This window comes from Streptomyces paradoxus (genome assembly GCF_014202475.1).
GTDB lineage: Bacteria > Actinomycetota > Actinomycetes > Streptomycetales > Streptomycetaceae > Streptomyces > Streptomyces paradoxus.
The window spans coordinates 82149-102325 of record NZ_JACHGV010000013.1 but is presented as its reverse complement, the minus strand read 5'-3'; the positions used below and the strand labels follow the sequence as shown (position 1 = coordinate 102325).

At 72.9% G+C, this 20177-nt stretch carries 22 protein-coding genes; 13 read left to right on the top strand and 9 right to left on the bottom strand.

All coding sequences use genetic code 11. The features are described 5' to 3' along the window. The first annotated feature begins 22 nt into the window (after window positions 1-22). Together HNR57_RS32720 and HNR57_RS32715 are read left to right on the top strand one after the other, a co-directional pair. Entirely contained in the window at window positions 23-1312 is a 1290-nt protein-coding gene (locus HNR57_RS32720; RefSeq protein WP_184565840.1) for an ROK family transcriptional regulator, read from the top strand. Window positions 1313-1373: 61 nt separating this feature from the next. Then, on the top strand, window positions 1374-1649 hold the full coding sequence (locus HNR57_RS32715; RefSeq protein WP_184565838.1) for a hypothetical protein: 276 nt from the start codon (window positions 1374-1376) through the stop codon (window positions 1647-1649). Window positions 1650-1749: 100 nt separating this feature from the next. Here the strand turns inward: HNR57_RS32715 and HNR57_RS32710 are convergent, their stop codons facing one another. The 4 genes from HNR57_RS32710 to HNR57_RS32695 form a co-directional block, all read right to left on the bottom strand. After that, on the bottom strand, window positions 1750-2778 hold the full coding sequence (locus HNR57_RS32710; RefSeq protein WP_184565836.1) for an SDR family oxidoreductase: 1029 nt from the start codon (window positions 2776-2778) through the stop codon (window positions 1750-1752). A gap of 94 nt (window positions 2779-2872) precedes the next feature. Beyond that, the gene (locus HNR57_RS32705) at window positions 2873-4054 is read right to left on the bottom strand and encodes an FUSC family protein (RefSeq protein ID WP_376772313.1); all 1182 of its coding nucleotides are present in this window, start codon (window positions 4052-4054) and stop codon (window positions 2873-2875) included. 166 nt (window positions 4055-4220) lie between these two features. Next, window positions 4221-4886, bottom strand: coding sequence for an HAD family hydrolase (locus tag HNR57_RS32700; protein WP_184565834.1), 666 nt, complete (start codon window positions 4884-4886; stop codon window positions 4221-4223). 39 nt (window positions 4887-4925) lie between these two features. Beyond that, window positions 4926-5966: a PHP domain-containing protein gene (locus HNR57_RS32695; RefSeq protein ID WP_184565832.1), complete on the bottom strand. Its 1041-nt coding sequence runs from the start codon at window positions 5964-5966 to the stop codon at window positions 4926-4928. 123 nt (window positions 5967-6089) lie between these two features. Here HNR57_RS32695 and HNR57_RS32690 point away from each other — a divergent pair, with 123 nt between their 5' ends. Together HNR57_RS32690 and HNR57_RS32685 are read left to right on the top strand one after the other, a co-directional pair. Next, complete coding sequence (locus HNR57_RS32690; RefSeq protein WP_184565830.1) at window positions 6090-6899, top strand: SDR family oxidoreductase; 810 nt, start codon at window positions 6090-6092, stop codon at window positions 6897-6899. A 37-nt stretch (window positions 6900-6936) separates the two neighbouring features. Next, window positions 6937-7173 carry a hypothetical protein gene (locus HNR57_RS32685; RefSeq protein WP_184565828.1) on the top strand — a complete coding sequence of 79 codons (237 nt, stop codon included), beginning with the start codon at window positions 6937-6939 and terminating at the stop codon, window positions 7171-7173. A 28-nt stretch (window positions 7174-7201) separates the two neighbouring features. Here the strand turns inward: HNR57_RS32685 and HNR57_RS32680 are convergent, their stop codons facing one another. The 4 genes from HNR57_RS32680 to HNR57_RS32665 all read right to left on the bottom strand — a co-directional run bounded on the left by HNR57_RS32680 (window position 7202) and on the right by HNR57_RS32665 (window position 9736). Beyond that, a complete protein-coding gene (locus HNR57_RS32680; RefSeq protein WP_184565826.1) occupies window positions 7202-7747 on the bottom strand; it encodes a VanZ family protein in 546 nt (181 codons plus the stop codon). A gap of 215 nt (window positions 7748-7962) precedes the next feature. Then, complete coding sequence (locus HNR57_RS32675; protein WP_184565824.1) at window positions 7963-8625, bottom strand: DUF4230 domain-containing protein; 663 nt, start codon at window positions 8623-8625, stop codon at window positions 7963-7965. A gap of 105 nt (window positions 8626-8730) precedes the next feature. Next, window positions 8731-9135: an anti-sigma factor antagonist gene (locus HNR57_RS32670; RefSeq protein WP_184565822.1), complete on the bottom strand. Its 405-nt coding sequence runs from the start codon at window positions 9133-9135 to the stop codon at window positions 8731-8733. Between the two features lie 163 nt (window positions 9136-9298). Further along, a complete protein-coding gene (locus tag HNR57_RS32665; RefSeq protein WP_184565820.1) occupies window positions 9299-9736 on the bottom strand; it encodes a MarR family winged helix-turn-helix transcriptional regulator in 438 nt (145 codons plus the stop codon). 103 nt (window positions 9737-9839) lie between these two features. Here HNR57_RS32665 and HNR57_RS32660 point away from each other — a divergent pair, with 103 nt between their 5' ends. Beyond that, window positions 9840-11294, top strand: coding sequence for an aldehyde dehydrogenase family protein (locus HNR57_RS32660; protein ID WP_184565818.1), 1455 nt, complete (start codon window positions 9840-9842; stop codon window positions 11292-11294). 22 nt (window positions 11295-11316) lie between these two features. Then, the gene (locus HNR57_RS32655) at window positions 11317-12423 is read left to right on the top strand and encodes an NAD(P)-dependent alcohol dehydrogenase (RefSeq protein ID WP_184565817.1); all 1107 of its coding nucleotides are present in this window, start codon (window positions 11317-11319) and stop codon (window positions 12421-12423) included. Between the two features lie 536 nt (window positions 12424-12959). Here the strand turns inward: HNR57_RS32655 and HNR57_RS32650 are convergent. Next, window positions 12960-13910, bottom strand: a complete 951-nt coding sequence (locus HNR57_RS32650; protein ID WP_184565815.1) for an NADP-dependent oxidoreductase — start codon at window positions 13908-13910, stop codon at window positions 12960-12962. A 71-nt stretch (window positions 13911-13981) separates the two neighbouring features. On the opposite strand from HNR57_RS32650, the gene HNR57_RS32645 reads away from it, so the two are divergent. The 7 genes from HNR57_RS32645 to HNR57_RS32615 all read left to right on the top strand — a co-directional run bounded on the left by HNR57_RS32645 (window position 13982) and on the right by HNR57_RS32615 (window position 20122). Beyond that, a complete protein-coding gene (locus HNR57_RS32645; protein ID WP_184565813.1) occupies window positions 13982-14926 on the top strand; it encodes a GlxA family transcriptional regulator in 945 nt (314 codons plus the stop codon). Window positions 14927-15190: 264 nt separating this feature from the next. After that, window positions 15191-16924, top strand: a complete 1734-nt coding sequence (locus tag HNR57_RS32640; RefSeq protein WP_184565811.1) for a sensor histidine kinase — start codon at window positions 15191-15193, stop codon at window positions 16922-16924. Window positions 16925-16929: 5 nt separating this feature from the next. Further along, window positions 16930-17340, top strand: a complete 411-nt coding sequence (locus tag HNR57_RS32635; RefSeq protein WP_003994857.1) for a roadblock/LC7 domain-containing protein — start codon at window positions 16930-16932, stop codon at window positions 17338-17340. Then, window positions 17337-17708, top strand: a complete 372-nt coding sequence (locus HNR57_RS32630) for a DUF742 domain-containing protein (RefSeq protein ID WP_033308582.1) — start codon at window positions 17337-17339, stop codon at window positions 17706-17708. Before HNR57_RS32635 ends, HNR57_RS32630 begins: the two co-directional genes overlap by 4 nt. Next, window positions 17689-18291 carry a GTP-binding protein gene (locus HNR57_RS32625; protein WP_184565809.1) on the top strand — a complete coding sequence of 201 codons (603 nt, stop codon included), beginning with the start codon at window positions 17689-17691 and terminating at the stop codon, window positions 18289-18291. Before HNR57_RS32630 ends, HNR57_RS32625 begins: the two co-directional genes overlap by 20 nt. Continuing rightward, window positions 18288-19538 carry a cytochrome P450 gene (locus HNR57_RS32620; protein ID WP_184565807.1) on the top strand — a complete coding sequence of 417 codons (1251 nt, stop codon included), beginning with the start codon at window positions 18288-18290 and terminating at the stop codon, window positions 19536-19538. The genes HNR57_RS32625 and HNR57_RS32620 overlap by 4 nt, the downstream gene beginning before the upstream one ends. Before the next feature lie 119 nt (window positions 19539-19657). Next, window positions 19658-20122: a pyridoxamine 5'-phosphate oxidase family protein gene (locus HNR57_RS32615; protein WP_184565805.1), complete on the top strand. Its 465-nt coding sequence runs from the start codon at window positions 19658-19660 to the stop codon at window positions 20120-20122. The last annotated feature ends 55 nt before the right edge of the window (window positions 20123-20177 follow it).

The following is a 20177-nucleotide window of genomic DNA, read 5'->3' as shown; positions in this document are numbered from 1 at the left end:
CAGGGGATGCGAAGGGAGCCTCATGGCGGCGGGGAACGGGCGCACGGTACGCGATCTCAGGCGGGCCAACCGCACGGCCGTCCTGCAACGGCTCTACTTCGACGGCCCGCTCAGCCGTTTCGAACTCGGCCCGGCGACCGGCCTGAGCTCCGGCTCCGTCAGCAACGTCGTCGCCGACCTGGTCGCCGACGGACTGGTCGAGGAGGCCGGCAGCGTCGACTCCGACGGCGGCCGCCCCCGCATCCTGCTGCGCGCCGCGCCCGGCAGCGGCCACATGATCGGCGTCGATGTCGGCGAGACCCGGGTCCGCGTCGAGCTCTTCGACCTCACCCTCACCGAACTCGCCCGCGCCGAGCACCCGCTCACGCCGCAGCGGTACGAGGTCGAGGTCATCGTCGACCACATCCGCCAGGGCATCGCCGAGGTGCTGGACACCGCGGGCCTCGCGCCCGAGCGGCTCCTCGGCGTCGGCATCGGCGTCCCCGGCATCGTCGAGCGCACCCCCGACCGGGGCGCGCTCGTGCACGGGCAGACCATCGGCTGGGACGCCGTCCCGCTGGAGGCACTGCTCCGCGCCGGTTCCCCGCTGCCGGACACCGTCCCGTACTTCATCGACAACGGCGCCAAGACCCTGGGCCAGGCCGAGATGTGGTTCGGCGCCGGACGCGGCGCCCGCAACGCCGTCGTCGTCCTGTTCGGTTCCGGCGTCGGCGCGAGCCTCGTCACCCCGGACGCGGAGCAGGGGCGCGCGGTGGAATGGGGGCATCTGACCGTCCGGGTGCGGGGCCGGCGCTGCCGGTGCGGGGCGCTCGGCTGCCTGGAGGCGTACGCGGGCGCCGAGTCGCTGCTCGCCCGCTGGCGGGAGGAGGGCGGCCGGGTCCCGGACGGCACCGACGAGGAGACCGCCCTCACCACCATGCTCGCCGCGGCCCACCCGCCCGCGGGCGCCGCGGCCGACCCCGTCGCGCTGGCCGTCCTGGAGGAGACCGCCGAGTACCTGGGCGCGGGCCTGTCCGACCTCATCAACCTCTTCCAGCCCGAGCGCATTCTCATCGGCGGCTGGGCCGGCCTGGCGCTCGGCTCGCGCTTCCTGCCCGCCGTCCGCCGCCACGCCATGTCGTACGCGCTGCGCCACCCGGCCGGGAAGGTGACCGTCGACCTGGGGCGGCTCGGGCCCGACGCGGTCACGGTCGGTGCCGCCATCCTGCCGCTCGCCGACTTCTTCGCCCGCGGCGGGCGGCGCGCCGACCCGGCGCCGGACCACCCGCTCCCGGCCTGGCGCGCGGCGCTCGAGGAACGGACCCCACGCTGAGGTTTCGCCGATCACCGTGGAGGTACTCGCGTGGCGCCCGGACCACAGAAGGGAGCACGCCGTGACCGACCACCGCCTCGAAGGACCCGGCGAGAACGGTGACCCCATCCCGCGGGACATGCCGGACCAGCAGGCCGACGACGGCGAGGACCCGTGGGAGGTCGCCCCGCGCTTCACGGGCACCGGCAAGGACGACAAGCAGAAGAGCGACGACGAGACCGACGAGCCCGCCGGTGACGTCCCCGACACGGACGAAGCGGGGACGGGCCGGCAGGGAGCACCGCACTCGGGAACGGTTCACCCCGAGCACCCGGTGCCGGACGAGCCCTCCGCCTGAGGAGGGCATCCCAGCGAGGGCCGCAGCCGACTGTGGGGGTCGGCTGCGGCCCTCGCGCATGTCCGGCTCACTCGCCGCGCGGACCGGACGATCAGCCCACTCAGCCCACCTTGCGTCCCCGCAGCGGCTCCGTCGGTGCCCCCGCACCCTCCTGGAGGCCCAGCAGGAACTCCTCCAGCACCTCGGGCGCCGTACGCTCCGGCCGCCACCCGAGCTCCGCTCGCGCACGCGTGCAGTCCATCAGCGGCAGTCGCAGCACCGCGTCGAACAGGTGCGGGGAGGCGGGCAGCAGATGCAGGCCCCAGGCGGCGGCGATCGCCGACCGGGCCGCGCCGCGCGGCAGCCGCACCGGACGCGCGTCGAACATCTCGCCCAGCAGCCGCGCGTCGACCGGCGGCTCGGCGGCCAGGTTGAACGCGCCCCGGACATCGGAGCGCAGCGCCAGCCGGTACGCGTTCGCCGCGTCGTCCGTGTGCAGCGCCTGCACTCGCAGCCCCGGGATGTCCGGCAGGAAGGGCAGCAGCTCCGGGCGGGCCAGCGGGCCGGGCAGGAACCGGCCGCCGAAGATGCGGCGCTGCTCGCTCGCCGATTCCCGCTGGAACAGGAAGGCGGGCCGCATGCGCACGACCCGCGTCTCTGGGTGGTCCCGCTCGAACGTGTCCAGCGCCCGCTCCAGATATGCCTTCTCCCGGCAGTACGCGGCGTCCGGCCAGCCGTGCGTCGGCCACGACTCGTCCACCGCCTCGTCCTTCGGGCCGGGGGAGTACGCGCCGACCGACGAGGCGTGCACCATCGCCGGCACGCCCGCCGCGGCCACCGCCTCGAAGACCCGCATGCTGCCGAGCACATTGGTGCGCCAGGTCACGGCCGGGTCGTGCGTCGGCTGGAAGGCCCACGCCAGATGGACCACCGCGTCCGCGTCCGTGAACCGCTCCACCAGATCGGTCCGCTCGGACGCCAGATCGACGGCGGCCCAGTCCGTCTTCGGTGGCGACCAGTCGGGGATCCGCCGGGCCAGGCCCAGCACGGAGGCGACCTCCGGGTCCTCCGACAGCAGACGCACCACACTGGTGCCCACGTTGCCGGTGGCACCCGTGACGACGATCCTCATGCCCGTTGCGCTGCTCACCTCGTGCTCCTCTCGGCCGCGGCCCCCCGGGAGGTGACCGAGTACCCACCGAGTACCCGGGGGACGCGGAAAGCACTACGGCGGGGGAGCTGTGTCACTTCTCCTGGTCGCCGGGGACGGTTTCCGCCCAGAGGTTCTCCGCCTGGAGCAGCAGCGTGCCCAGGACGGCCGTGTGGGCGGCCCCCTCCCCGGCGTGCCGGCGCAGGTTCTCCTGCAACTCCTGGTGCAGCTCCCGCATTGCCTTCTCGGTCTCGTCGTCCGGCCGGGCGGTCACGCTGCCGTCGAGCAGACTGTCGGCCTCGGCGCACAGGGCGTCTCCGATCAGCTCCAGCAGGCGCGCGTACGAGCGCAGGGCAGGACCCTCGGGCGGGGCGGGTGTCCGCTTGTCGTCCACGGACACCGCGAGCGCCCGGGTCAGCGCGGCGACGTGCCCGGTGACCCGGCTGAGCCGTTCGTCCTCGTCCACCGCCGGCAGGACACCGTCGTGCGGCACACGGTGCAGTGCTCGCAGCGGGGCGTAGGTCAGGCGCAGACTCTCCTGACTCCACCGGCGCGCCGAGCGCAGCGCCTTCAGGCGGTGGTCCAGCCGGTTCGAGGCACTGACCCAGTCGGCGGCGGTCTGCCCGTCCCACTCACCCTCGTGCAGATCGCCGGCGACGGTGTGCAGCACCTCTCCCGCCTCCCGGGCGAGCGCCGCCAGGTTCTCCCGTACGTCCCGCAGATGGATCGGCGGCAGGACGAGCGCGTTGACGGCGACGCCGATGACCGCGCCGATCGCGGCCTGCCCCACCCGGTGCCCGACGGCGGACAGGCTCACCATGCCCGAGGAGATGGTGAACAGGGCCGTGGTCGCCGCGTAGATGCCCTGGTCGCCGAAGCGGGGCCAGTTCGCCAGCAGCATCAGCACCGGTACGGACAGGGCGAGCGCGCCGGTCGTGTCGTCGGTGATCGCCTGCGCCCCCGAGGCCAGCAGGGTGCCGACGCAGATCGCCCCGAACTGCCGCGCGCCCTGCACCAGGGAGCTGAACACGGTGGCCTGCACCAGGACCAGCGCCACCCAGGGCGCCATCAGTGCCAGCGGGTCGCCCATCCAGACGCCGCCCACCAGCCAGGCCAGCACCGCCGCCCCGGCCGCCTTCAGCGACTGGACGACCAGATCCCGCTCCCGCCCGGGCCCCCGCCACGCCGCGCGCACGGCGTTCCACGCGCCCCGCGTGTCGCGCCGCACGGCATCCACCGGCCGCACGGTGCGCGCTCCCTGGTCCAGGGTGCGCATCCGGCCCTGGGCCGTCGGTGCTCCCCGGGGCCGCCCACCCGTGGCCGCCCCCGTGTCTCTGTCCCCGTCCTTCCGCCCGCGGAGGGCTCCCGCCGTCCGCCGTACCGCATTCATCACACGCGTCATGCGCTGTGGGTATCCCCGTGACCGGCGGTCTCACGCCGCCTCATGCCAGTGCGCCGTCACCGAGGGCGGACAGGAGGTGTGCCGGGTCGGCGTAGACCGCGTCCGCCCCGGACTCCTCCAGATCGGCGCGCGGGATGCCGCCGCACAGGACGCCCACGCAGCGCACCCCGGCCCGGCTGCCCGCCCGCATGTCCCACACGGTGTCGCCGACGAACACCGCTCGCTCCGCCGGCACCCCGGCCAGCTCCAGGGCGTGCTCGACCGGTTCGGGGGCGGGCTTGCCCTCGTCGACGTCGTCGGCGGAGGCCGTGGCGGCGATGGCCTCGTCCGCGTCGATGGCCCGGCGCAGCGCGCTCAGCTCCGCGCCGCTCGCCGAGGTGGCCAGCACCACCGTCCAGCCGTCCCGGTGCAGCCGCCGCAGCAGCGCCCCGGCCTCCGGCAGCGGGGGCAGCCGGTCGAAGTACTGTCCGTACAGCGCCTTGTGACCGGCGCTGATGCCGGCGTCCTGGTCCGTGTCCCGGTCGTCACCCAGCAGATGGGCGACCAGGTCGGTCGACGGCAGGCCCACGGCCCGGTGGATGGCGTGCATCGGCACCTCGTGGCCCGCCTGCCTGAAGGCCTCCCACCAGGCCACGACATGCAGATGGTTGGTGTCGACCAGCGTGCCGTCGACGTCGAAAACGGCCGCCCGTCCCGTGCTTCCCATAGGCGCGGTTCCTTCCTCTCCGGCGGCGCGGGTACCACGTCAGCCGCCCGCCACGCCGGACGGCACGCGCCGCTCACGGGTCCAGGCCAGCAGCTCGTCGAGGGACCACGTGGTCACCACCCGCTCGGGCGGCACCCCGCACTCCTCCGCCCGCCCGCAGCCGTTGATCTGCCAGTCCAGCTGCCCCGGCGCGTGCGCGTCGGTGTCGACGGCGAACAGCACCCCCGCGTCCACCGCCCGGCGCAGCAGCCGTCGCGGCGGGTCCAGCCGCTCCGGCCTGCTGTTGATCTCCAGGGCCGTGCCCGTCTCGGCGAGCGCCGCGAACACCTCGTCCGCGTCGAACTCCGACTCCGGCCGCCCCCGCCCGGTCACCAGCCGCCCCGTGCAGTGCCCGAGCACGTCGGAGTGCGGATCGCGTACGGCGGCCACCATCCGCCGGGTCATCGACCGGGCGTCCATGCGCAGCTTGGAGTGCACCGACACCACCACCACGTCGAGCCGGTCCAGCAGCTCCGGCTCCTGGTCGAGTGAGCCGTCCTCGTTGATGTCGCACTCGATGCCGGTCAGCAGCCGGAACGGCGCCCAGGTCTCGTTCAGCTCCGCCACCACGTCCAGCTGCTCCCGCAGCCGCTCGGGCGACAGTCCCCGGGCCACCGTCAGCCGCGGCGAGTGGTCGGTCAGCGCCGCCCACTCATGGCCCAGGTCCGACGCGGCCCGGCCCATCTCCTCGATCGGGCTGCCCCCGTCCGACCAGTCGGAGTGCAGATGACAGTCCCCGCGCAGCAGCGCCCGCAGCTTCTCCCCGCCCCGGACGGCCGGCTGCTCGTGCGCCTCGCCCTCCAGCTTCGACAGGTAGCCGGGCACCTGGCCGGCCAGCGCCTCCCGCACCACCTGGGCAGTCTTCGGGCCGACCCCCTTGAGCTTCTCCAGCGAGCCGTCCGCCGCCCTCCGGCGCACCTCGTCCCCGCCCAGCTCCTTCAGCACGCGGGCCGCCGTACGGAAGGCGCGCACACGGTAGGTCGGTGCCAGGGACCGCTCCAGCAGGAAGGCGATCCGGTCCAGTGCCTCGACGGGGTCCATCGCCACCTCCACCTCAAGGGTTCCCCAGTGCCTCGCGGGCCGCACGACGGGCGGACGGTTTGCCCGGTGCCCCCCTGGGTACTGCGATGCCTCGTCCCGGCCCCGCCGACGAGGAGGCTCGTCATGTCCGCCCCCAGCGCGTCCCCCAGCAAGGTCGCCGTGATCACCGGCGCCGACTCCGGCATCGGCCGCGCCACCGCCGTACACCTGGCGCGGGCGGGGATGGACGTCGGCATCACCTATCACAGCGACCGCAAGGGCGCCGAGGAGACGGCCGACGAGGTGCGTGCGCACGGGCAGCGGGCCGAGGTCGCCCGGATGGACCTCACCCGGCTGCCCGACGCCGCCGACACCGTCGACGACCTGTGCGAGCGGCTCGGCCGCATCGACGTGCTGGTCAACAACGCCGGGACCGGCACCATGACCCCCTACCTGGACCTGGAGCTGTCCGACGTGCGCGAGGTCCTGGACGTCGATCTCGTCGGGCCGTTCCTGTGCGGGCAGAAGGCGGCCCGGCACATGATCGGGCACGGCGAGGGGGGCCGGATCGTCAACGTCACGTCCGTGCACGAGCACCAGCCACGGGTGGGCGCCGCCCCCTACTGCGCCGCCAAGGGCGGTCTCGGGCTGCTCACCCAGGTCATGGCGCTCGAACTGGCCGAGCACCACATCACCGTCAACGCCGTCGCCCCGGGCGAGATCGCCACGCCCATGACCGGGCAGGAGGACACCGACCCGCACACCGAGAGCCGCCCGGGCATCCCGCTCGGCCGGCCCGGTGACGCCCGGGAGGTCGCCGCCGTCATCGCCTTCCTCGCCGGCCCGGACGCCTCGTACGTCACCGGAGCGTCCTGGAGCGTCGACGGCGGGATGCTCCGGATGGGTCCGCAGGCCGGTTCGCACCTCACCGGTGACGACTGGCGCCGTCCCTGAACCCGCGCGGCCGCCTTTTGCGTTCTACGCTCGATGCATGACCGAAAGCGCGAGCCCGTACATATCCCACCCGCGGATCTTGGTGCTCGGGGTACAACCGGGCACACCGCCGTTCCGGATCGTGCAGATCGACGGCCAGGTGGTCGGGGAGGCCCGGGCCGTCACCGACGTGCTGGCGGCCGCGGCCGCGTTCGGCATCACCGTGCACGACATGGACGACCCGGACGCGATCCGGTGGGTGGGGGGAGACAAGTTCACCTGGACCGTGCACTAACGCGTGAACGCTCCAGGCCCGGTGCTCCCTACGCCTTGCCGGCCGGCGGCTTCTCTCCCGCCCGGCCCCGGCGGGGCCTGCGTGCGTGGACGGCCCTGCTGAGGCGGCGCCCCACGAGCAGGTAACCGATGAGCGCGCCCGTCGTGTTGAGGATCACGTCGTCGATGTCGAAGGCGCGGCCGGTGACCAGCGCGCCCTGGGCGAACTCCACCAGGAGCATCACGGTCGCGGTCAGGAGCAGCACGCGCAGGATGCCGCGGGTGCGGGGGGCGACCACGGGCACGAGGACGCCGAAGGGGATGCCCAGCAGGATGTTGCCGCCGATCTGCTTGACGGCGTCGCGCAGTTCGGGCTGGTCGAGGTAGGCCTTCAGGGAGCTGCCCGGCGTCAGATTGCTGTGGGTCAGCGCCTCCGAGGCGGGCGAGGGCTGCAGGGTCAGCCGGGCCAGCACCACGGCGAAGGCGACCATGAACGTGAACGCGCACAGCATCGCCAGCAGCCGGACGGGCAGCGGGAGCGGGCGTCGCTCGCTCCCGGACCCGGTGGTCCGGGGACGTGAGGCTGCACTGACCATTCGGTCCTCCAGTCTTCAACTTCCCTGCGTGACAAGGCGGTTACCCCCGGGCGGGCCGACGATGCCGTGGGGGGGTCCGTTCCCGGCCACGGCCCCCGGCGGCTTCGCCGGGGGCCGAGCGCCGGGGATCGCAGCGCCGGGGATCGCCCCCACCCTCCGTTTCCCGCGTTCGGCCGGAGCACTCCTGGCGGGGTTCCGCCGCGTACGGAAGCCGGTCAGGTCCCGTAGGAGACGCGCACCTCCTTGAAGCCCAGGGAGCGCAGCAGGCCTTCGAGCATGCCGGTGGTGTTCGACTCGGCGCGGGCGGTCAGCTCGCTCTCCTTCGCCGCGTCGCCGATGTGCCGCACCGCGAGCTTCTGCACGGCCTGTTCGCCGTTGGGGTTGTCCGAGAAGAGGTCGCCGAGGCGGTCGAAGAGACCGCGCTGCTTGGAGACCGCGTAGGAGCGGTCGGGGTCGAGTGCGGGCTTGCCCAGCTGCGCGTGGGGCAGCCGGAGCGTGGCGGACGTGCGGTCGCCGTTGACCTTCACGTCGTTCTCGCCGATCTTGCCCAGGTCGACATAGGCGTCGACGGTGCCCGCGCCGACGTACAGGGTGCGGGTGCCGCGGATGGCGTCGGGCAGCAGCTTGGCGTCCTTCTCCAGGTCGACGACGACCTGGAAGTTGCCGGAGGCGGCGTCGTAACGGCTGATGTCCTGGATGGACTTCAGCAGCGCGGGGCCGGACCGGTCGTGGGTGTCGGTACCGAACAGGTCCTTCAGACCCGGGATCACGCTCAGCCGGACCCCGGCGAAGAACACCACGAGCACCAGCACGAGCGCGGCCACCACTTTCGCCCAGCCGGGCATGCGCCTGGGGAGGCGTTTGACGGGAGTCGTCATGCGACGGCCCTCCTTCCTACTGTCCGGATGCCCGCCACAACCCGCGCCAGACCGGCGAGTTGAAGAGTGAACGGGCCCGGCGGAAGTACGCGGGGCGCATGCCCGTCACGGGCGGGAGGTGGCCTCCGGCTGCTCCAGCGCGGCGTCCAGCGTGGGCTGCGGCGGCAGGATCCGGGCCAGGCCGGTGATCCGCAGGACGCGCAGCGTGAGCGGGTGCGCGCAGACCAGGAGTACGTATCCCCGCCGGTCGAGCACCCGGCTGCGGGCCCGGTACAGCAGCCGCAGCCCGGAGCAGTCGAAGAAGTCGATCCCGCTGAGGTCGATCACGACCCGGGCGGCGGGGCGCTCCGTCTCCCGGTCCAGGTGCGGTGCGATCTCCGCGGCCGCGGCGAGGTCGATCTCGCCGCGGAACTCCAGCACCGTGTGCCCACGTTCCTGGCGGACGCGCAGATGCCGGGTGAGCGGTGCAGGTTCCTGCCGCACGACGAGATCGCCTCCAGCCTGCTCCATGCGTGGGAGGGGCCACGGCTCAACGCCGTTCCCCGCCCTGCAAGTTACCCTCCAACGGGTGAATTTGAGCATGTTCGATTGACATATGTCTTTGAATTCCGGCCGAGTTGGCCGAGGTTCACGCCGGGGCGTACGCGGGGGGCGCCGCAGGGGCGCGCTCCGGCTACTGCAGGGCGTGCCAGGCCCTGGTGAGCGCCTGGCGGAACTGCTCCGTCTGGTGCGCCGTGAGGTCGCGTACCATCCGCTCCTCCAGTTCCCGGACGGGTCCGGCGTGCCGGGCGAGCAGCTCGCGGCCGGAGTCGGTGAGCAGGATCAGCAGCTCCCGGCGGTTGCGGGGGTTGCGCTCCCGGCGCACCAGCCCGCGGCCCTCCAGGGAGCGGACCAGGTCGGCGATGGACTGGGCGGTGACGAAGGAGTCGCGCGCCAGCTGGGCGGCGGACAGTCCGTCATGCCGCTCCAGCACGGTCAGCGCGGTGTACTGGAGAGCGGTGATGCCGGAAGGTCTGACCAGCTCATCCAGGTGGGAGCGCACGACGAGCTCCACCTGCTTGACCATGTAGAGCAGGGAAGGGGGTGCCTTGGTCACCTGTGTGTCGAGCATGAGGGCAGGCTAGACCATTGACAGGAAACCTGTCCGTAAAGAGACTGCGCACAGACAGGAATCCTGTTTGTTGAAATCTTGGCGACGACGCTGAGGAGTGGCGATGACCACCTTCGAGAGCACACCCGGGCAGCTGTTCATCGGGGGCCGATGGCGCGAGGCCGCCGACGGAGCGCGCACCGAGGTGGTCGACCCGTCCCGGGGCACGGCCGTCACCACCGTCGCCGAGGCGGGTCCCGCCGACGTCGACGCCGCCGTGAGCGCCGCGCGCGAGGCCTTCGACGACGGTGCCTGGTCCGGTCTGAGCGGCCGCGAGCGCGGCCGGGTGCTGCACCGTGTCGCCGGGCTGATCAGGGAGAACGCCGACGAGCTCGCCGCACTGGAGAGCCTCGACGTCGGCAAGCCGATCACGCTGTGCGGCGCGGTCGACGTGACGAACGCGGCCAACGACTACGAGTACTTCGCGAACCTCGCCCAGAGCCAGGACGGCGCCCTGCGCGAGACCCCCATGAACGCCCTCGCCTACACCAGGCGCGAGCCCCTCGGCGTGGTCGCCGCGATCACCCCGTTCAACTTCCCGCTGATCCTCGCCGGCTCCAAGCTCGCCCCCGCCCTCGCGGCCGGCAACACCGTCGTCCACAAGCCCGCCGACGAGACGCCGCTCAGCGCCCTCTACATGGCCCGGCTGTTCCAGGAGGCGGGTGTCCCCGACGGCGTGGTCAACGTCGTGACCGGCACCGGCCCGGTGGCCGGCGAGGCGCTGCTGCGCCACCGCGGCGTCGACAAGGTCGCCTTCACCGGCTCCACCGTGATCGGCCGGCACGTGGCGAGCGTCGCGGGGGAGGCCCTCAAGCCCGTCACCATGGAGCTCGGCGGCAACGCGGCCCACATCGTGTTCGAGGACGCCGACCTGGAGAAGGCGGTCGGCGCGGTCATCAAGGGCTTCGTCTTCAACACCGGCCAGTTCTGCATGGGCGGCCCGCGCCTGCTGGTGGCCCGCTCGGTGTACCCGACCCTGCTCGGCATCCTCGCCGAGGCCGTGCCCGGCGTGCCCATCGGCGACCCGCGCGACCCGGCCACGGTCATCGGCCCGATGGCGGCCGAGAAGCACCTGAAGAAGGTCGAGGAGTACGTCGCCCTGGCCCGCATGGAGGGCGCCCGCGTCGTCTGCGGCGGCGAACGGCTCGACCTCGACGGCGGCTACTACTACAAGCCCACCGTCATCGCCGACCTGGCGAACGACTCCCGCGTGGTCCAGGAGGAGATCTTCGGCCCGGTCCTCACCGTGCAGCCCTTCGACGACGAGGACGAGGCCGTCGCCCTCGCCAACTCCACGCCCTACGGCCTGGCCTCGGGCGTCCAGACCAGCAACCTCGCCCGCGCGCACCGGGTCGCCGGCCGGCTCCAGGCCGGCATCGTCTGGGTCAACGACTGGGCGATGCTCGACCCGGCGGTGCCCTTCGGCGGGGTGAAGGACTCCGGCTACGGCCGCGAGTACGGGCCCGAGGCCCTCGCCGGTTACACCAAGGTCAAGTCCGTCGTCGTCTCGCTCGACTGAGAACCGTCCAGGAGTCATCGCGATGCCCACCACCACCCGAGCCGCGGTCGTCGAGTCCGGCGGCGCGCCCTTCACCCTCTCCGACGTCGTCCTCGACGCACCCGGCCCGCACGAGGCGCTGGTCCGCATGACCGCCGCCGGTCTGTGTCACACCGACCTGGGCGTGGCGAGCGGCGGACTGCCCTTCCCGCTGCCCGGCGTCCTGGGCCACGAGGGGGCCGGCGTCGTCGAGGCCGTCGGCTCCGCCGTCACCGGCGTCGCGCCGGGCGACCACGTCCTGCTCTCCTTCACCTCCTGCGGCGACTGCCGCAACTGCCGCGGCGGGCACCCCGCGTACTGCGCGACCTGGCTGCCGCTGAACCTGATCGGCGGCAGCCGCGCCGACGGCACGAGCACCATCAGCCGGGACGGCGAGGCCCTGGGCGGCCACTTCTTCGGCCAGTCCTCCTTCGCCGAACTGGCCCTGGCCGACGAGCGCAGCCTCGTCAAGGTCGACCCGGACGTGCCGCTGGCGTCGATCGCCCCGCTGGGCTGCGGCGTGCAGACCGGTGTGGGTGCCGTGTGGAACGTCCTGAAGCCGGAGACCGGGGGCACGGTCGTCGTCCTGGGCGCCGGGGCGGTCGGCCTGTCGGCCGTGATGGCGGCGGCCCTCACCCCGGCCACCATGATCGTCGCCGTCGACCGGGTCGCCGAACGCCTGTCGCTGGCCGGGGAACTGGGGGCGACCCACACCGTCGACACGAGCGTGGCGGATCTCGCCCCGGCCCTCGCCGAGATCACCGGCGGCCAGGGCGCGGACGGGGTCGTCGAGACCACGGGCAACGTCGGCGTCCTGCGCCAGGGCGTCGACGCGCTGGCCGCGCGCGGCACCCTGGTCGTCGTCGGCGCCCCGCCATTCGGCACCGAGGTCGCCCTGGACGTCAACGGCCTCCTCGGCGGCAAGCGCATCGTCGGCCTCACCCTCGGCGACAGCGAGACCCAGACCATGATCCCGGCCCTGGTCCGCCTGGTGAGGGACGGCCGCCTCCCGCTGCACCGCCTGATCAGCACCTACCCCTTCGGGGACATCGACCGGGCGGTCCAGGACATGAGATCGGGCAAGACGATCAAGCCGGTCCTGACGTTCTGACGCGGTCGCGGCATCCGGCGGTGCCCGGCCTTCGAGGCCGGTGCGTCGACCGCTCGGCGATCGGGCAGGGCACGAGCGCGTGAGCCCCCGCCGACGGCGGCGTGACTCCCGGAGCGGCTCGGGTGGTACCGGTGGGTGCCGCTGTGCGCTCGTCGGGACGGGCCCGGCCGGGCCCGTCCCGACGCTCTCGCGGTCACCCGGCGGAGCCGTCCAGGCCTACGCCGTGCCCGGCGTCGCCCGCCGGCCCGGCGGCGGAGCCGTGGCCGGCGGGTTCACCCCTCGTCGGCCGGCCGGGCCACTCGCGCCCGCGGGCAGCCCGGCACGCCCCGGCCGGCCGGTGGCCGGTTACGCGTGTCGTGGTGCGCCGCCGTGGTGGACCCGCAGGGAGCGCGGAGCCGTGGCCCGTGCCGCGGACCGGCCGGAAGCGCAGGCCCCGGGGCCTGCGCGCTCCCTGGTGCGAGGTTGAGGCCGCCCCCGAGAAGCCCGCCATCAAGAAGCAAGGCACAGGGACGGGCCCCGCGCCCGGGTCGGCGCGCTCAGTCGTTCAGCAGCACCAGCTTCCCCGTCGTACGGCCCGTGTCGCCGAGGGCGTGTGCCTCGGCGGCTTCGGCCAGCGGGAAGGTGCCGGCGATCGTGGCGCGCAGCTTCCCCGCCCCGACCAGTTCCGCGATCGCCTCCATTCCGCTGCGGTCGGCGTCCACCAGCATCCGCAGCGCCCGCACACCGAGCCTCTCGGCCTCCTCGTAGAGGTCGTCCGAGCCACCCGGGAGGATCGACACCAGGACACCGCCGGGGCGCAGCACGCGCAGGGAGCGCAGGGCGTTGTCGCCGCCGATCGTGTCCAGGACGACGTCGGCGTCCTTGACGGCCTCGGCGAAGTCCGTCTCCCGGTAGTCCACCGCCTCGTCCACGCCGATCTCGCGCAGGAACTCGTGCTTGCCCGCGCTCGCGGTGCCGATGACGTACGCGCCGCGCGCCTTGGCGATCTGCACCGCCACGTGCCCGACCCCGCCCGCCGCGGCGTGGATCAGCACCCGCTGCCCGGGCCGGAGGTCCGCGTGCTCGGTGAGGGCCTGCCAGGCGGTGAGCGAGACCAGCGGGAGGGCGCCCGCCTGGGTGTGGTCGACTCCGGCCGGCTTGCGGGCGAGGGCGCGGACCGGGGCGATGACGTACTCGGCGTGCGAGCCGTGCCCGTACGGATAGGGCAGCATGCCGAAGACCTCGTCGCCGGGCGCGAAGGCCGCCACGCCGATGCCGACCGCCTCCACCACCCCGGAGACGTCCCAGCCGAGGACGAAGGGCGGCTCGCCCAGGAATCCGCCGGTCGCCCGGTGCTTCCAGTCGGTCGGGTTGACCCCGGCGGCCCGCACCCGGACCAGCACCTGGTTCGGCTTCGGCACCGGGCGCTCGGTCTCCACTTCCTTGAGGACCTCGGGGCCGCCGAGGACGTCCTGGCTGATGGCTCGCATCGTGTTCTGTGTGCTCATGGTCAACCAGCGTGCCGGTCCGCGGCCCCCGCGCCAATGGCAAGATTGCCAACATTCGATACGATCGTGCCATGCGACGTGAGCGAGTGGTGGTCCTGGCCCTGGACGGGGTGTACCCCTTCGAGCTGGGCATCCCCAGCCGGATCCTCGGCGCGGCCGACGGCCGTTACGAGGTCCTCACCTGCTCGGTCGACGGCCGTCCGGTGCGCACCAACGCGGACTTCGGCGTCACCGTGGAGCACGGCCCCGAGGCCCTGGCCACGGCGGACACGGTGGTGATCGCGCCCGTCGCGCCCGACCGGCTCACCGACGAGGTGCCCGGCGACGTCCTGGCCGCGCTCGCGCTCATCCGCCCGGGCACCCGCATCGTCTCCATCTGCACCGGCGCCTTCGTCCTCGCCGCCGCCGGGCTCCTCGACGGACGCCGGGCGACCACCCACTGGCAGGTCGCCGACCACTTCCGGCGGATGTTCCCGCGGGTCGACCTCGACCCGGACGTGCTCTTCGTCGACGACCACCCGTTCCTCACCTCCGCCGGGGCCGCCTCCGGCGTGGACATCTGCCTGCACCTCGTCCGCAAGGACCACGGCAGCCACCTGGCCAACACCGTGGCCCGCCGCTGCGTCGTCCCGCCCTTCCGGGACGGCGGCCAGGCCCAGTACATCGAGCAGCCCGTCCCCGAGCAGGGCGCCGCGAGCACCGCCGCCACCCGCGCCTGGGCTCTGGAGCGCCTCGGTGAACCGCTCACCCTGGCCGACCTCTCCGGTCACGCGCGGATGAGCCAGCGCACCTTCGCCCGCCGCTTCCACGACGAGGTGGGTCTCAGTCCCGGCCGCTGGCTGATCCAGCAGCGCGTGGCGCGGGCCCGGCATCTGCTGGAGTCCAGTGACCTGACGGTCGATCAGATCGCGGGCCGGGTCGGCTTCGCGACCGGCGCCTCCCTGCGCCAGCACCTGAACGCGGCGATCGGTGTCTCACCGCAGGCCTACCGCCGCACGTTCCAGACCGCCCGCTGACCTCGGCGTCGCTCACGCAGATCCACCTGACGCGGCACCAATTCCACTGACAGCAAAGCCATTTGTCGACCTGTTGCCTTCTCTCGGAGCGTGACGGAACCCTCACGCCCGGAGGGGGTCGAGATTGATCCTTTGGGGTCCAAACCCGATATGGTTCCCAACGGCGCTGCGAGTTGACGCGATCGCGTCCAGTCAACTCGCGGTGCGTACTCATGAGTGCGATCCACACCCCCCCGTTCGATCGTGTTGCTTCGAAGGATGCAGATGGAACTCGCCACTCCGCCACCGGCGGCGCGGACCCCTGTCGCCTGGTACAGCTGGTGGTTGATGCCGCTGGGCTTGGGCGGCGGGACCGTTGCCGCCACGTTCATGAGCTCGGATCGAATAATCGCGGCCGTAGCCGGAGTCGCGGCGACTGCGGCCGGTGCCGTGTGCGTACGGCTGCTGCTGCGCACCCGGGCACAACTGCACCGGGCGGAAGGCTCCTTCCGCACCACGCAGGCCGAGCACAACCAGCAGTGGCAGCAGCATGTGGCGGGCCTGGAACGCAAGTTCGCCGCCGAGCGCGCCAGCCTGGAATCCCAGCTCAACGAGCAGAACGCGGCGTACGAGCGGCGCCTGGCCGACCAGAGCGCGACGTACGAGACGCAGCTCGCCGACCGGTCCCGGGCCTATGAGGAACGGCTGACCGAGCAGGCCGCCTCCTACGAGGCCCAGCTCGCCGGCCAGTCCGAGGTCTGGCAGGAACAGCTCTCCCACCAGCTCGCCGCGGTCGCCCGGCTCGCTGACGAGCAGCTGCCCGACGCAATGGCGAAGCTGCGCGCCGGCGACGCCATCGACGACCTGCTGCCCACCGTCAACCAGTGCGCCAAGGTCAGTTCGGAGCTCCAGGCCGAACTGCGCAAGCTGCTGCGCACCTCCCTGATCGGTCTGGAGGCGGAGTTCGACCGCTCCACCTCCGCCGAACAGGCCGTGATCAGCATCGGCAACCGCATCCACGTGCTGACGAGCAAGCTCCGCGGCCGTCTCCACGAGATGCAGGGCGAGCACGGCCGGCTGCCGGCCGTCGCCCGGGGCCTGATGGAGCTCGACCAGGAGCTCGGCCCCGCCGACTCGCTTGCCGCGAGCATCGGCGTGCTCGGCGGCTCCGACCGCCCCGGCCGGCAGTGGCAGGAGCCGCAGCGGCTGCTGAGCGTGGTGCGCGGCGGCATCGGCCGCATCAAGGACTTCCACCGGATCCAGGTGCGCCACCTGCCCGAACTCGGCGTCGACGGCGGTCTCGTCGACCACCTCACGCTGATCCTGGCCCACCTCCTGGACAACGCGGCCCGCTACTCGCCGCCCACCGAGCCGGTGCTCATCTCCGGCAAGGAGGTGCCCAACGGCGTCGGCATCGAGATCCAGGACTCCGGCAAGGGCCTGAGCGAGGAGAAGAAGCGCGAGGCCGAGCACGCCCTCGCGGGCACCGCGCCCGGCGCGGGCCTCGGCGGCATCACCGAGGACGCCAACATCGGCCTGCGGGTCGTCGGTGCCCTCGCCCGCCGCTACGGCATCCGCGTCACCTTCGCGGACTCGCCGTGGCTCGGCACCTCCGTGGTGGTCGTGGTCCCGCACAAGTACTTCAGCCCGCTGCCCACGGCCGCGCCCGCCCCGGCCGCGCCCGCCCCGGAGGTGCGCACCGCCGGCGCCACCGCGGCCCCGGCCCGCGAGAGGGCCACCGTGCCCGAACCACGGGCCGTGCAGGCGGAGACCGCGGAGACCACGCCCGGCGGACTGCCCCGGCGCCGCAGCAAGCGGAACGAGACGGAGGCGCCCAGGCCGGCCGAGCGGGCCGATCGGGGCACCGTCGCCGCCGTCCCGCCGGACGCGTCCTTCTCGGGTCTCGCCGCCTTCGCCACCGCCGGGCGCGACGCGGCACAGGCCGTCGAGCCGGCCGACGACGGTGACACCCTCGCCGGCCGCGAGAACACCGAGCACCGCACCGAAGAGAGCGACTAGTCCTCATGACGCAACAAGGAACAGACGTGAGCTGGGCGCTCCGCGACCTCGTCGAGAGCATCCAGGAGATCCGTTTCGCCCTCGTGGCCTCCAGTGACGGCAAGGCCATCACCTCCTACGGCGCCGAAGACCCCGACGACGTCGACCGTTTCGCGGCCGTGGTGGCCGGCCTGCAGGCCCTGGCCCAGCCGGTCGCCGAGCAGTTCCCCAAGTACGCCGGGCAGTTGCGCCTGGCGATGATCGAGGTGGACGGCGGGCACCTCTTCGTCGTGCGCGCGGGTGTGGAGACGTACCTCGGTGTCCTCGCCAGGGAAGGCCTCGACCAGGGCCTGCTCGGACACCAGATGAGGGACCTGGCCCGCAGGATGGGTGAGCTCCTCGGCACCACTCCGCGCCTGGAGGAGCACTCTGGATGAGTGCTCCCCGCAGACCGTCGGACCCGTCCGGTCTCGAGCGCTACTACGTCCTCACCGGGGGGCGCAGCGGACCGGGCGGTTCGGCGTCGAGCCTCGACGTGGCGACCCTGGTCGTCTCCCGCGCCGCCCCGTTACCGGGTATGCAGCACGAGCACGAGGAGATCCTCCGCCGCTGCCGCGACCCGTTGTCGGTCGCCGAACTCGGCGCTCACCTGGGGCTCCCCTTCAACATTCTCGCGGTGCTGCTGTCGGACCTGCTGGACGCAGGTCGCGTCGAAGCCCGTAACCCCATCCCGGCGCACGACGCCGGCCGCGGGCCCGACCTCGCGCTCCTTGAGGAGGTACTCAGTGGACTTGAAAGGCTTTGACCAACCCGGAGGCTCGGCCGGGGACACCCGTTCGGTGAAGGTGATGATCGCCGGCGGGTTCGGCACCGGGAAGACCACCATGGTCCGGTCGGTCAGCGACATCAAGCCGCTCACCACCGAGGAGACCCTCACCCAGGCCAGCGCCGACGTCGACCACCTCATCGGCGTCGCCGACAAGACGCAGACCACCGTCAGCCTGGACTTCGGCAAGATCGGCATCAACGAGAGCCTGGTGCTGTACCTGTTCGGCACGCCCGGGCAGGAACGGTTCTGGTTCCTGTGGAACGGGCTGTTCAAAGGGGCCCTCGGCGCGGTCGTCCTGGTGGACACGCGCCGCCTGGAGTCCAGTTTCCGGGCGATCGAGGAGATGGAGCGGCTGGAAGTCCCCTTCGTCGTCGCGCTGAACGTCTTTCCCGACTCGCGGAACTACCCGGTCGAGGAGATCCGGGACGCCCTGGACATCCCCGAGCACACCCCGGTCGTGGCCTTCGACGCCCGCGACCGTGCCTCCAGCCGGGACGTCCTGGTCGCACTGATCCACCATCTGAAGGAACGCTCGGCCGTGGCCCTGGAGCCCCGATGAACGACTCGACCGAATCCGGACTCCCGGCCGTGCGGGGCTGCCCCGTCGCCCACCACGGCGCCGAGATGACCAGGCTGTACGGCCCGGACGCCGCGACCGACCCGATGGGCATCTACGAGCGGCTGCGCAAGGAGCACGGCTCGGTCGCGCCGGTGCTGCTCGAAGGCGACGTGGCCGCCTGGCTGGTCCTCGGATACCGCGACAACCGGCGGGTGCTCGACAACCCCCGCCAGTTCAGCCGGGACGCGAGGATCTGGCGGGACTGGGCCGACGGGCGCGTCGACGAGACCTCACCGCTGATCCCGATGATCGGCTGGCGGCCGGACTGCGTCTCCCAGGACGGCGAGCCGCACCGCAGGCTGCGCGCCGCCGTCACCGACGGGCTCCAGGCGGCCACCGCCCGCGGTATCCGGCGCCACGCGACCCACTTCGCGAACAAGCAGATCGACGCCTTCGCCGACTCCGGCAGCGCCGACCTCGTGTCGGACTACGCCGAGTACCTGCCGATGCTGGTGCTCTCCCGCATCCTCGGGCTCCCCGAGGCGGAGGGCCGCGACCTGGTCGAATCCTGCGCCCAGGTCTTCAAGGGCGGTGAGGGTGCCCTCGCGCACAACGAGCGCATCATGGAGATCCTCGGCGCACTGGCCGAGCGCAAGCGCTCCGAGCCCGGCGGTGACTTCACCACCGCCCTGCTGGGGCACGCGGCCGCTCTCGACGAGGACGAGGTGGTCAGCCATCTGCGTCTGGTGCTGATCGCCGCGCACACCACGACCAGCAACCTGCTGGCCCGGGTGCTCCAGCTGATCCTCACCGACACCGCCCGGCTCGCCGGACTGATCAGCGGCCAGCTGAACGTCTCGGCCGTGGTGGAGGAGGTCATGTGGAACAGCCCGCCGCTGGCCGTGCTGCCGGGCCGGTTCGCCGCGAGCGACCTGGAGCTGGGCGGCCACCAGATCCAGGAGGGCGACCTGCTGGTCCTGGGCCTCGCGGCGGGCAACTCCGACCCCGACGTCCGGCCGGACACGGGTGTCTCGCTCCAGGGCAACCAGGCCCACCTGGCGTTCAGTTCGGGTCCGCACGAGTGCCCGGGGCAGGGCATCGGCCAGTCCATCATCGAGATCGCGGTGGACGTCCTGCTGCACCGCCTGCCGGGCCTGACCCTGGCCGTGCCGCCGGAGGAGCTCTCCTCGACCGCCTCCACGTGGGAATCCCGGCTGGACAGCCTGCCGGTCGAGTTCGCCGTGTAGCGCTGTCGCACCGTGCCCGGCCGCGGGAGCCGGCCGGGCACCGTCGTGTCACACGTTCCAGGTACCGGGCGCCACACTGGTCCGAGTCCGTTCGACGACCCGTCAGGAGGCCCACCGCGATGACGTCCGCACCCGTACGCAGCGCCGAGCAGCGCAAGAAGGACACCCTGCACCGCCTGGACCACGACGTGGACGCGTGGGTCGCCACGGCCGACGGCGCGACGGGGACGCCGTACCTCGTCCCGCTGTCCTTCCTCTGGAACGGCTCGTACCTGCTGTTCGCCACGCCCGCCTCCAGCCCCACCGGACGGAACCTCGCCGCATCCGGCCGGGCCCGGGTGGGCATCGGGCCGACCCGGGACGTCGTCCTCGTCGAGGGCACCGTCGAAACGGTCCAGCCCGGCGAGCTGACCGAGCAGGACGCCGAACTCTTCGCCGCCAAGACCGGGTTCGACCCCCGCCGGCTCGCCACGCCGTACCTCTACTTCCGCGTCGTGCCGCGGCGGGTGCAGGCCTGGCGGGAGGCCGACGAACTCGACGGCCGTGAACTCATGCGCGACGGACGGTGGTTGAAGACCGACTGAATCCGCCGGACCGGGATATCCGCAAGGTACGGATCCGCGGGGCACGACCGCCCCG